Below are 12,758 nucleotides of genomic sequence, written 5' to 3'. Positions count from 1 at the left end.
CGATCAGCGCGGCAACTCCGAGCTACCCATCAAGTACGCATCGACGGTGCGTGCGCATTGACGGCCTTCTCGGATCGCCCAAACGACAAGCGATTGGCCGCGGCGCATATCGCCCGCCGCGAACACCTTGTCGACCGACGTGTAATAGGCGCGCTCGCCTTCCGTCGATGCCCGCACGTTGCCGCGCGCATCCTTGTCGACGCGGAACGCGTCGAGCACCGGTGCGGCCGGCTGCGTGAAGCCCATCGCCAGCAGCACGAGGTCGGCCTTCATCTCGAACTCCGAACCCGGTACTTCCTGCATCTTGCCGTCCTTCCATTCGACGCGCGCCGCGATCAGCTTCTCGACCTTGCCGTTCTTGCCTTCGAAGCGCTTGGTCGCGACCGACCAATCGCGGCTGCACCCTTCCTCGTGCGAGGAAGACGTCCGCAGCTTGACCGGCCAGTACGGCCAGACGAGCGGCTTGTTCTCTTCTTCGGGCGGCTGGGGCAAGAGCTCGAACTGCGTCACGCTCTTGGCGCCGTGCCGGTTGGACGTCCCCACGCAATCGGACCCGGTATCGCCGCCGCCGATCACGATGACGTGCTTGCCCTTCGCAAGCATCTGATCGGCGAGCTTATCGCCGGCATTCACCTTGTTCTGTTGCGGCAAGAACTCCATGGCGTAATGCACGCCGGCCAGATCGCGCCCGGGCACCGGCAGATCGCGCGGCGTCTCGGCGCCGCCCGCGATCACCACCGCGTCGAATTGCTCCTTGAGCGTCTCGGGCGTGATCGTTTCCTTGGCCGTGTTGCCGATATGGGCAGCAAGCGGTTCCTGACCGATGAAGACGTTCGTGCGGAACGTGACGCCCTCGGCCTCCATCTGGCGCATGCGGCGATCGATCAGCCACTTTTCGAGCTTGAAGTCGGGGATGCCGTAACGCAACAGCCCGCCGACGCGGTCGTTCTTCTCGAACACCGTCACCTCGTGACCGGCGCGCGCAAGTTGCTGCGCGGCCGCGAGACCCGCGGGACCGGAGCCGACCACGGCGACCTTCTTGCCCGTTTTCTTCTTGGGCGGCTGGGGCAGCACCCAGCCTTGACTCCACGCCTTATCGATGATCGCGTGCTCGATCGATTTGATGCCGACCGGCTCCGCGTTGATCCCCAGCGTACAAGCCGCCTCGCACGGCGCGGGGCAAATGCGGCCCGTGAATTCGGGGAAGTTGTTCGTCGAATGCAGGACCTCGATCGCACGCTGCCAATCTTGGTGATAAACGAGGTCGTTGAAATCGGGAATGATGTTGTTGACGGGGCAGCCGTTGTTGCAAAACGGGATGCCGCAATCCATACAACGCGCGCCTTGCACTTTCGCGTCGTCGTCGGAGAGTGCGAGCACGAACTCCTTGTAGTGCTTCACGCGCGCAAGCGGGGCTTCGTATTGCTCGTGGCGGCGCTCAAACTCGAGAAAACCGGTTGCCTTGCCCATAGGGTGCTCTTCTTTCCAAAATCGTCGGTATCGGGGTGGGCCGGCGAGGGCCGCGCGCTCGGCTCGATCGGGATCGAGGCGCGCGGCCGTCTTCGCCGGCCGCTCGGGTCTTATTGGGGGCGCACGCTAAATGCGCCCGTATCGAGTGCGTCGGTCGCTCACGCGGCCATCGCCTCCTTGGCCGCCTTTTTCGCGGCTAGCTCGCCGAGCGCGCGCTTGTACTCGGTCGGGAAGACCTTGACGAACTGACGGCGCGACGCATCCCAGTTCTCGAGCAACGCTTTCGCGCGCGGCGAACCGGTGAACTGGAAGTGCCGCTCGACGAGACCCTTGAGCAACGCTTCGTCGGTCTCGCCCGCGTGCCACAGCCCGCGATCGATCGTGCGTTCCTGCTCGGCCTGTTGCAGCACCGGCTCGAGCGCAACCATCGCCTTGTTGCACTTGCTCGCGAACGTGCCGTCGGCGTCGTAGATGAAGGCGACGCCGCCCGACATGCCCGCGGCGAAGTTGCGGCCGGTCTCGCCGAGCACGACGACGGTACCGCCCGTCATGTACTCGCAGCCGTGATCGCCCGTACCCTCGACGACGGCGCTCGCCCCCGAGTTACGCACGCAGAAGCGTTCGCCGGCCACGCCGCGCAGATACGCTTCGCCTTCGAGCGCCCCGTACATCACCGTATTGCCGCAGATGATGTTTTCCTCCGACTTGCCGCGGAAGTCGTTCGTCGGGCGAATGATGATGCGTCCGCCCGAGAGCCCCTTGCCGACATAGTCGTTGCCGTCGCCGACGAGATCGAGCGTCACGCCGCGCGCGAGGAATGCGCCGAAGCTCTGGCCCGCCGTTCCCTTCAGCTGGATGTGGATCGAGTCGTCGGGCAGCCCGTCGTGGCCGTGCTTCTTCGCGATCACGCCCGAGAGCATCGCGCCCACGCTGCGGTTCACGTTGCGCACCGGCTGAATGAACGAGACGTGCTCGCCGCTTTCGATTGCCGCGCGCGCTTTTTCGATCAGCGTGTGATCGAGCGCCCGGGCAAGACCGTGGTCCTGCTCTTCGACATGCTTGCGCGCGACTTCGCTCGCGACCTTCGGCTGGTAGAAAATGTTCGTGAAATCGAGCCCCTTCGCCTTCCAATGCTCGACTCCCTTCTTCATATCGAGCAGATCCGAACGGCCGATGAGATCCTCGAACTTGCGGATGCCGAGTTGCGCCATGATTTCGCGCACTTCCTCGGCGACGAAGAAGAAGTAGTTGACCACGTGCTCGGGCTGGCCTTGGAACTTCGCGCGCAGCACCGGATCTTGCGTGGCGACGCCGACCGGGCACGTATTCAGATGGCACTTGCGCATCATGATGCAGCCTTCGACGACGAGCGGCGCCGTCGCGAAGCCGAACTCGTCGGCGCCGAGCAGCGCGCCGATCACGACGTCGCGGCCCGTCTTCATTTGACCGTCGGCTTGCACGCGAATACGGCCGCGCAGGCGGTTCAGCACGAGCGTTTGCTGGGTTTCGGCCAGGCCGAGTTCCCACGGCGTGCCCGCATGCTTGACCGACGACAGCGGCGATGCGCCGGTGCCGCCGTCATGGCCGGCGATCACGACGTGATCGGCCTTGGCCTTCGCGACACCCGCGGCCACCGTACCGACGCCGACTTCCGACACGAGCTTCACGGAGATGCTCGATACCGGGTTGACGTTCTTCAGATCGTGAATGAGCTGCGCCAAGTCCTCGATCGAATAGATGTCGTGGTGCGGCGGCGGCGAAATGAGGCCCACGCCGGGCACCGAGTAACGCAGCTTGCCGATGTATTCGGACACCTTATGCCCAGGCAGTTGCCCGCCTTCGCCGGGCTTCGCGCCTTGCGCCATCTTGATCTGGATCTGATCGGCCGACGCCAGATACTCGGCCGTCACGCCGAAGCGGCCCGATGCAACCTGCTTGATCTTCGAGCGCAGCGAATCGCCGTCTTTCAGCGCAATGTCGCGCACGACTTCGCTGCCGATCACGGAGGCGAGCGTGTCGCCGTTCTTGATCGGGATGCCGCGCAACTCGTTGCGATAGCGCATTTCGTCCTCGCCGCCCTCGCCCGTGTTCGACTTGCCGCCGATCCGGTTCATCGCGATCGCAAGCGTGGCATGCGCTTCGGTGCTGATCGAGCCGAGTGACATCGCCCCGGTCGCGAAACGCTTCACGATGTCCTTGGCCGACTCGACTTCGTCGAGCGGGATGGCCTTCGTCGGTTCGACCTTGAACTCGAACAGTCCGCGGAACGTCATATGACGGCGCGTCTGGTCGTTGATCAGATGCGCGTACTCCTTGTACGTCTGATACGAGTTGCTGCGCGTCGAATGTTGCAGCTTGGCGATCGCGTCGGGCGTCCACATATGGTCTTCGCCGCGCACGCGATAGGCGTACTCGCCGCCCGCGTCGAGCATGTTCGCGAGGACCGGGTTATCGCCGAACGCCTCGCGATGCAGGCGAATCGCCTCTTCGGCCACGTCGAACAGGCCGATGCCACCGACCTTGGACGCGGTGCCCTTGAAGTACTTTTCGACCAAATCGCCGGCCAGGCCGACCGCTTCGAAAATCTGCGCGCCCGTGTAGGACATGTAGGTCGAGATGCCCATCTTGGACATGACCTTTTGCAGCCCCTTGCCGACCGCCTTCGTGAAGTTGTAGACGGCCTTCTCGGACGAGAGGTCACCCTTCAAGCCCTGCGCCATCTGCGCAAGCGTTTCCATCGCGAGATACGGATGGACGGCTTCGGCGCCGTAGCCGGCCAGCAAAGCGAAGTGATGCACCTCGCGCGCCGACCCCGTCTCGACGACGAGACCCGTGCTCGTGCGCAGCCCTTGCGACACGAGATGCGTGTGGATCGCGGCGGTGGCGAGCAGCGCCGGAATGGCGACGTTATCGCGATCCGTGCGACGATCGGACACGATCAGCATGTTGTAGCCGGACTTGACCGCATCGACGGCTTCGGCGCACAGCGACGCGAGCCGCGCCTCGATCCCTTCCTTGCCCCAAGCCACCGGATAGCAGATGTTGAGCTCATAAGAGCTGAACTTGCCGCCCGTGTACTGATCGATGGCGCGGATTTTCGCGATGTCCTTGAAATCGAGCACCGGCTGCGACACTTCGAGCCGCATCGGCGGGTTGATGTTGTTCGTGTCGAGCAGGTTCGGCTTCGGGCCGACGAACGAAACGAGCGACATCACCATGTTCTCGCGGATCGGATCGATCGGCGGGTTCGTGACCTGCGCGAAAAGCTGCTTGAAGTAGTGATAGAGCGTCTTGTTCTTGTTCGACATGACGGCGAGCGGCGAATCGTTGCCCATCGAGCCGATCGCTTCCTCGCCTTGCAGCGCCATCGGCGCCATCAAGAACTTGAGGTCTTCCTGCGTATAGCCGAACGCCTGCTGGCGATCGAGCAAGGCCGCGGCCTCGCGCCGCTCCGTCGCGACGTCTTGCGCGTTCGGCTCGATCTCGTCGAGCTTGATGCGCACGGCGTCGATCCAGCTCTTGTACGGCTTCGCGTTGGCGAGATTGTCCTTCAGTTCCTTGTCGCCGATGATGCGGCCGTGTTCCATATCGATGAGGAACATCTTGCCCGGCTGCAAGCGCCACTTCTTGACGATCTTCGACTCGGGAATCGGCAGCACGCCGGATTCCGACGCCATGATGACGAGGTCGTCGTCGGTGATGATGTAGCGTGCGGGACGCAGTCCGTTACGGTCGAGCGTCGCGCCGATCTGACGGCCGTCGGTGAAGGCGATCGCGGCGGGGCCGTCCCACGGCTCCATCATCGCGGCGTGGTATTCGTAAAACGCGCGGCGGTTCTCGTCCATCAGCGTGTGCTGCTCCCACGCTTCGGGAATCATCATCATGACCGCGTGCACGAGCGGGTAGCCCGCCATCACGAGCAGCTCGAGGCAGTTGTCGAACGAAGCCGTATCGGATTGGCCCGGATAGATCAGCGGCCACAGCTTCGGCAGATCCTCGCCGAGCACGGCGCTCGCGATCGCACCGGTGCGCGCGTTCAGCCAATTGACGTTGCCCTTCACCGTGTTGATTTCGCCGTTGTGAGCGATCATCCGGTACGGGTGAGCCAGTTCCCAGGCGGGGAACGTGTTCGTCGAGAAACGCTGGTGCACGAGCGCGAGCGCCGACACCACGCGTTCGTCTTGCAAGTCGCGGTAGTACACGCCCACTTGCCCGGCCAAGAGCAGCCCCTTGTAGACGACCGTACGCGCCGACATCGACGGCACGAAGTACTCCTTGCCGTGCTTGAGCTTCAGCGCCTGGATCCGGTGGCTCGCCGTCTTGCGGATAACGTACAGCTTGCGTTCCAGCGCATCGGTCACCATGATGTCGCGCCCGCGGCCGATGAAGATCTGGCGGATCACGGGCTCCGTGGCCTTCACGGCCGGGGAAATCGGCATCGCATGGTCGACGGGCACATCGCGCCAACCGAGCACCACCTGCCCTTCTGCCTTGACCGTGCGCTCGAGTTCCTGCTCGCAGGCCAGGCGCGACGCATGTTCCTTGGGCAGGAAGATCATCCCCACGCCGTACTCGCCGGACGGCGGCAGCGTCACCCCTTGGCGCGCCATTTCCTCGCGATAGAACGCGTCCGGAATCTGAATCAAGATACCGGCGCCATCGCCCATCAACGGATCGGCACCGACGGCGCCCCGGTGGTCGAGGTTCTCCAGAATCTTCAAGCCTTGTTGAACGATGTCGTGGCTCTTCTGGCCCTTTATGTGAGCGACAAAACCGACGCCGCAGGCGTCGTGTTCGTTGCTCGGGTCATACAGACCTTGGGCGGCGGGGACCGATCGGATCGGTTGTTGGTCGTTCATGGGGGACACCGTCTATCAGAGGCCATAGCGGCCGTTCGCATGGGGATTCGTGCGGATTCGCCACCCGGCTGGCGCCGGTGGCGTGAAACGCTGCACTTGTCGCGGAGGACCGGGGGTGGGGAGGCGCCGCGTGGCGGGTTCTGCTTATGACAGGAGACTCGCCGGAAATCGGAATATACGCGACGAATCAATTGAATAGCAAACAAAACATGATGATCTGACACCAATAAAACAGATGCATCGAATTGGTGCCTATTTATTAGGGCCGTATCAAAATGGGGCAAACAAAAACGACACCCTGGGGTGTCGTCTTGCACCGCCCGAGCGCTGCTGGCCGGAGAGGGACTCCTCCGGCCTCGCGCCGCCGCGCTACTGTTGCGACGTTTGCGGCGTTTGCGGGTTTTCCCGCACCTTCTTGGGCCGGCCTCGCGGCAAAGGCGAAACGCGACGGTTCGCCGCCCGCGCTGCCCATTCTCGGTACGAGTCGCCGCCGAGTACCCACCCTTTGAGCGTGGCCTGCTGCAATTCGTTGGCTTCGCGCTCGTCGAGGGGCTGCTCGCACAGCTCCTTGTATGCACGCTGGCGTTCGAACGGCGTGTTGCCGAGCGACCAATAAAGCGGATGATCGGTCACGAGGCTATCGACGGTCAGCCCGATGTGATGTCGATAGCTCGACCACCGGTAGTCCTCGGCGGCGCCGACGAGTTGCGCCCTCACCGGGCATAGCTCAATGACCCGGCTCGCGAGCAGAAAATAGCGTTCGCCCTCGATGACGGTTGCGCGGTAGCGCCCTTCCCAGAGCGTGCCGCGCCGCGCATACCGGCGATTGAAGTGAGCGACGTAGCGTCTACCCACCGCCTGCATCGCTTTCGGCAAGCTCGTCTCGTCGCTGGGCGTGACGAGTAGCTGCACCGCGCCCGGCATGAGGACATAGGCGTGAATGTCGAGGTGGTGATCGCGCGAGGCGGCTTTCAAGCAATCGACGAAAAGCTCGTAATCCTGCTCGTCGACGAAGGCGGGCTGCTGATCGAGTCCGCGCAGGATGACGTGCTGCGGCTGTTTCGGAACGTAAAGACGTGCGAGCCGTGCCATGCTGGATTCCGTTTAGTACGTTGGTAATTACCCGAAGAGACATTGCGATTCTTCGAGCGTTTGCGAAGACGCGCGCGGCTTCGACAGAACATATGCGCAGCTTAGGGAGAATGCTCTAGCATGCGCGCTTGGTTTGTTTCAAACCTTCTACTCATAATAGGCGGGCCTTTCATGGAGGAGCACATAGATGAAATTAAAACAGGCCATTACAGGGGCCGTGGTGGCGCTTGCTTGCGCACAAGCAGCACATGCCCAAACGGCCGGGACTTTTTACGTGACGTCCGGGTGGTTTCACTTCGCGCCTCAAAGCGGTAGCGATAACCTCGAGCTGATGAGCTTCGCCGGCCAGACCGTCAACCAGTATCAGCCGAACACCGGCGCGAGAATCGACAACTCCGACACGCTCGGCCTGAGCGTCGGCTACTTCATCACCGACCACATCTCCACGGAGTTGGAACTCGGGATCCCGCCGAAGTTCGACATCGATGGCGCCGACAGATTCGGCCAATACGGCAAACTCGGCAGCGCCAAGCTGTGGAGCCCGGCTCTGTTGTTCAAGTGGAACTTCATGAAGCCCACGGACAAGTTCCGCCCGTATGTCGGCCTTGGCGTGACGCGCGTGTGGTTCACGAATGCCCAGATCACCAACGGCGACTTCGTCCAAAACGAACTGCATGGTCCGACCTCCGTTTCGACGGATCGTTCCTGGGCGCCTGTATTCAACGCCGGTTTCAACTATTCGTTCAACAAACATTGGTTCGCCGGCCTGTCGATTTCCTACATCCCGGTGAGCGTGACGGCCGACTTCTCGACGACGAACATCGGTCCGTTCGGCTTGTCAGATCACACGCAAGCAAAGATCAGGCTCAACCCGATCGTGACGTTCGCGAAGGTCGGCTACGCCTTCTAAAGCCTAGGACGAAATTCGCTGCGCGCCTATCCGACGCCGCCCCGATAGGGCGGCGTTGTAATTTCAACCATTACAAAAGCGCGCCGCTACCACTTCTGTCCGTGTCTCGTCCCATCTATCGGATCGATCTCGCGCATCGCGCCCACAGGTCGTTGCAGACCGGTAACTCGGCACGCGTCGGCGCTGCCGGTCCGACGGCGCGGGCCGCTCGGATACGCGCTCCAATACGATCAGGCACCGAAGTTGCGGCTCGGTAAGCCTTCCCCGCATCGGATTCGCGGGTTCGTTCATCCCGTTATTAATCACTGACGGAGCGACCATGACCGCCCTACCGAATACGCGAGACGCACTCGAAACATCATGGAATAGTGCTGGCCGGCATGCACGCCGGATCGCAAGGCACAGCCGGCACGCAGCCGAGGATATCGGCGTCGAGATGCGCGAGCTGCTCTCGGAGTTGGAACAAACGCTCGGCGACGGCACCCAAGCCGATGCCGCCGTCTTGCGCGAGCAGATGAGAAAACGCCTCGACGCGGCGCGCGCAAGGCTCGACGGTGCGCGCGATACGTTGCGCGATCGTGCGGCGGCTACGCTAAGCGACGCGCAAGGCTACATTCGCGAGAACCCATGGGAGACGATGGCCGTCGTCGGCGGCGTTGCGCTGCTGACGGGTTGGCTGCTCGCGCGCAGCCGCTGATCGCGGCCGGCGCGAGGCACAAGCGGCCACGCCTGTGAAGGCGGGCGCGCCGCGCCGGTCATGCCAAAAAGTTAGGCCCGATGAGATCGATGCGGTCGGTACAGATTGCGTCGACGCCCCATTGCGCGAGCGTTCGTGCGCGTTCGGGGTCGTTCACGGTGTACGCCAGGATGAACAGGCCCGCCGCTTTGATCTCGCCAACGAGCTGCGCGTCGAGGCCACGATGATTCGCATGCAGCGACACGCAGGCAAGCGCGTCGGTCTGTGCGCGCCAATCCGCCGGCACCGCGCCGAAGAGTAGACCACGCGGCAGTTCAGGCTGCGCATCGCGCGCGGCTTGAAGGGCGTCGAACGAGAACGAGGACAAGAGCGGCAATGGCGATTGCGCCGCATCGCAGTTCGCCCACAAGCGAGCGGCTTCTTGCGCCACGAGCCTTCCTGTCGGCGTCTCACGGCCCGGGCAAGGCTTGATTTCGATATTGGCAGCCAGACCGTGCGCCATGCACCGCTCATACACTTGCGCGAGCGTCGGCATGCGCTCGCCGCCGAAACGCCCATCGAACCAGCTTCCGGCGTCGAGCGCCGCAAGTTCCGCGTAAGGCATGTTCGCCGCCGCCCCACGTCCGTTCGAGGTGCGCTCGACCGTATCGTCGTGTAGCAAGAACACAACGTCGTCGCTCGACAGCTTCGCATCGAACTCGATCATTTGGAGTCCTAACGCCGCACCGGTATCGATGGCCGCAAGCGTATTCTCGGGCGCGAGCGAACCGCCGCCGCGATGAGCAACGATGCGTGGGTACGGCCAGTTCGAGAGACGAGCTGCCGAGATCGGGTTGTCGTGCCTTATGGTCATGTTCTTCCGTTCAAAACGCCCGTTTGCCCGAAGCCGGGTCGAAAAAATGCAAATGTTCGAGCGGCAATGCGGCCTGCACCACCTCGCCGCTCCGCGGTCGATCGGCGTGCGCCAGGCGCACGGTGACGTCGTGCGAACCCCAGCGGCCATGAACGAGATTATCCGCGCCGAGCAATTCGCACGATTCGGCAACGAGCGGCTCCCGCGCGCAACCGGTTCGAGGCGTCATATGCTCGGGGCGGATACCGAGGATCCATTCGCGCCCACCGGCGATCTCGCGGCCCACCCCGGGCGCGCCCGCGACCGAAAGGCTGGGACCGCCGCCGGCCACGTCGAAGGTTGTGCCGTCCGCGCTCAGTGTGCCGGAGAGCAGATTCATCGCGGGCGAGCCGATGAAGCTCGCGACGAAGACCGTAGCCGGCCGTTCGTAGACTTCGGTCGGCGCGCCGATCTGTTCGGCGTATCCGCGATTCATGACGATCACGCGTTGGGCCAACGTCATTGCTTCGATCTGATCGTGCGTCACGTAAAGGCTGGTCGTCCCAAGCCGGGCATGCAGCCGCGCGATTTCCAGCCGCATCTGCACGCGCAGTTTCGCATCGAGATTCGAAAGCGGCTCGTCGAACAAAAACACGGACGGCTCACGCACGATCGCGCGTCCCATCGCCACCCGCTGGCGCTGACCGCCCGAGAGCTCGCGCGGCCGGCGCGCGAGCAACGGCTCCAACTCGAGAATCTTCGCGGCTGCCGCTACGCGCGTCTCGATCGTCTCCCGAGCGATGCCGCGGATCTTCAGCCCGTAAGACATGTTTTCCTTCACGCTCATATGCGGATAGAGCGCGTAGTTTTGAAACACCATCGCGATATCGCGGTCCTTCGGCTCAAGCCGGTTGACGACGCGCCCGCCGATCTCGATCTCGCCTTCCGAGACGCTTTCGAGCCCGGCGACCATCCGCAACAGCGTCGACTTCCCGCATCCGGACGGCCCGACCAGCACGACGAACTCACCGTCGCGCACGTCGACGTCGATCCCATGCAACACGAATTGCTTGCCGTCGTACGTCTTGCGCACGGCCCGTAGAGTCAAGCCTGACATACTCAATGATCCCTCAAAATTATTTTTCCGCGTCCACGAGCCCGCGCACGAACCAACGCTGCATCGCCAGCACGACGACGAGCGGCGGCAGCATGGCGAGCAGCGTCGCCGCCATGACGAGGTGCCATTCGGTTGCGGTATCCCCGCTTGCGATCATCGTCTTGATACCGACCACGGCCGTCGTGAGCGACTGCTCGTTCGTGATCAGGATCGGCCACAAATACTGATTCCAGCCGTAGATGAACGTAATGACGAAAAGCGCTGCGATGTTCGTCTTCGACAACGGCAGCACGATGTCGTAGAAAAAGCGCAACGCGCCCGCGCCGTCGATGCGCGCGGCTTCCACGAGTTCGTCGGGAAGCGTCATGAAGAACTGCCGAAACAAGAACGTCGCCGTCGCCGAGGCGATCAGCGGCAGCGTCAGCCCCGCATAGGTGTTGGTCAGATGCATCGACGATACGACCTGCACAGTCGGGAAGATCCGCACTTCCACAGGCAACATCAGCGTGATGAAAATCAGCCAGAACGCCGTGTTGCGCAACGGGAAGCGAAAAAACACGATGGCGTAGGCCGAGATGATCGAGACCGCGATCTTGCCGACGGAGATCGCGAGCGCCATCACGAGGCTGTTCAGCAGCATGCGGCCGAACGGACTCGCCGCGTTGCCCGAGCCATGCGACCAGACGGCGGCGACGTTGTCGAGCAAATGCGTGCTCGGCACGAGGGAGAGCGGTACGGTGAAGACTTCGTGCTCGCTCATCGTCGCGGCGCAAAACGCGACATAGACGGGAAACGCCACGAGCGCCACGCCCGCGATCAATACGGCATGGCAAAAGAGATCGAAGCCCCTACGATTTTCGATCATGAGTATTGCACCTTGCGTTCGATGAAGCGGAACTGAACCACCGTCAAGCCCACGACGATCAGCATCAGCACGACCGATTGCGCGCCCGAGCTACCGATGTCGAGGCCTTGAAAGCCTTCCGCGAAAATCTTATAGATCAACGTCTTCGTGGCTTGCGCCGGCCCGCCGCCCGTCGCAGCATCGATGACGGGAAACGTATCGAAGAATGCATAGACCACGTTGACGACGAGCAAGAAGAAGGTGGTCGGCGACAGCAGCGGCAACGCGATACCGAAGAAGCGCCGCACGGGCCCCGCGCCGTCGATGGCCGCGGCCTCGATCAACGAACGCGGAATCGCCTGCAACCCGGCGTAGAAGAACAGAAAGTTGTAGCTGACCTGCTTCCAGACCGAGGCGAGCACGACGAGCGTCATCGCCTGCGTGCCGTTCAGCGCATGGTTCCAAACGATGCCGCCCTTCGCGAGCGCATACGTCACGATGCCGATACTCGGATTGAACAGAAACGACCAAAGGACCGCTGCGATCGCGGGCGCGACCGCATATGGCCAAATCAAGAGCGTGCGATAAAGCTTCGCGCCTCTCGTCACGCGATCGGCGCATCCGGCCAGCAGCAGTGCGACCACGAGGCCGCAGACCGTCACGAGCGCGCTAAAGACGAGCGTCGTCTTGAACGAGTCCAAATACAGCGGATCGGCAAACAGATGGGCGAAATTCGCGAATCCGACGAAGTCGCTCGAGGTACCGAACGCATCTTGAGTTTGCGTCGATTGCCAAAGCGCGACCCCGGCGGGCCAAAGAAAGAACAACCCGGTGATGGCGAGTTGCGGCGCAACGAGCAGATAAGGCAATGCGCTCGGAGCGAAACGGGAACGTTCGTGCATGGACGATGAGTCAGTCGGTGCCGCGGCTCGCGCCA

General features: G+C 62.8%; 9 protein-coding genes. 2 read left to right on the top strand and 7 right to left on the bottom strand.

Annotation, left to right across the window (positions count from 1 at the left end):
- Nucleotides 1-3 precede the first annotated feature (3 nt).
- The 3 genes from AB1286_RS13885 to AB1286_RS13875 all read right to left on the bottom strand — a co-directional run bounded on the left by AB1286_RS13885 (nt 4) and on the right by AB1286_RS13875 (nt 7,421).
- Nucleotides 4-1,470 (bottom strand): glutamate synthase subunit beta, encoded by a 1,467-nt coding sequence (locus AB1286_RS13885; RefSeq protein WP_430363808.1) that lies wholly within the window; start codon nt 1,468-1,470, stop codon nt 4-6.
- Between the two features lie 158 nt (nt 1,471-1,628).
- Nucleotides 1,629-6,329: a glutamate synthase-related protein gene (locus AB1286_RS13880; protein ID WP_430363807.1), complete on the bottom strand. Its 4,701-nt coding sequence runs from the start codon at nt 6,327-6,329 to the stop codon at nt 1,629-1,631.
- A 369-nt stretch (nt 6,330-6,698) separates the two neighbouring features.
- Nucleotides 6,699-7,421: a transposase gene (locus tag AB1286_RS13875; RefSeq protein WP_430363806.1), complete on the bottom strand. Its 723-nt coding sequence runs from the start codon at nt 7,419-7,421 to the stop codon at nt 6,699-6,701.
- Between the two features lie 187 nt (nt 7,422-7,608).
- On the opposite strand from AB1286_RS13875, the gene AB1286_RS13870 reads away from it, so the two are divergent.
- Together AB1286_RS13870 and AB1286_RS13865 are read left to right on the top strand one after the other, a co-directional pair.
- Nucleotides 7,609-8,331 (top strand): OmpW/AlkL family protein, encoded by a 723-nt coding sequence (locus AB1286_RS13870; protein ID WP_430363805.1) that lies wholly within the window; start codon nt 7,609-7,611, stop codon nt 8,329-8,331.
- Between the two features lie 319 nt (nt 8,332-8,650).
- Nucleotides 8,651-9,028, top strand: a complete 378-nt coding sequence (locus AB1286_RS13865) for a DUF883 family protein (protein ID WP_430363804.1) — start codon at nt 8,651-8,653, stop codon at nt 9,026-9,028.
- A gap of 58 nt (nt 9,029-9,086) precedes the next feature.
- Here the strand turns inward: AB1286_RS13865 and ugpQ are convergent, their stop codons facing one another.
- The 4 genes from ugpQ to ugpA are packed head-to-tail and all read right to left on the bottom strand — an operon-like array spanning nt 9,087 to nt 12,723.
- Complete coding sequence (gene ugpQ, locus AB1286_RS13860; protein ID WP_430363803.1) at nt 9,087-9,881, bottom strand: glycerophosphodiester phosphodiesterase; 795 nt, start codon at nt 9,879-9,881, stop codon at nt 9,087-9,089.
- A 10-nt stretch (nt 9,882-9,891) separates the two neighbouring features.
- Nucleotides 9,892-10,977, bottom strand: a complete 1,086-nt coding sequence (locus AB1286_RS13855; protein ID WP_430363802.1) for a sn-glycerol-3-phosphate import ATP-binding protein UgpC — start codon at nt 10,975-10,977, stop codon at nt 9,892-9,894.
- Between the two features lie 19 nt (nt 10,978-10,996).
- On the bottom strand, nt 10,997-11,842 hold the full coding sequence (ugpE, locus tag AB1286_RS13850; RefSeq protein ID WP_430363801.1) for a sn-glycerol-3-phosphate ABC transporter permease UgpE: 846 nt from the start codon (nt 11,840-11,842) through the stop codon (nt 10,997-10,999).
- The gene (ugpA, locus tag AB1286_RS13845) at nt 11,839-12,723 is read right to left on the bottom strand and encodes a sn-glycerol-3-phosphate ABC transporter permease UgpA (RefSeq protein WP_430363800.1); all 885 of its coding nucleotides are present in this window, start codon (nt 12,721-12,723) and stop codon (nt 11,839-11,841) included. The genes ugpE and ugpA overlap by 4 nt, the downstream gene beginning before the upstream one ends.
- Nucleotides 12,724-12,758: the final 35 nt, after the last annotated feature.

This window comes from Trinickia sp. NRRL B-1857, assembly GCF_050470685.1.
GTDB lineage: Bacteria > Pseudomonadota > Gammaproteobacteria > Burkholderiales > Burkholderiaceae > Trinickia.
This window is presented reverse-complemented; position numbering and strand designations above follow the sequence as displayed.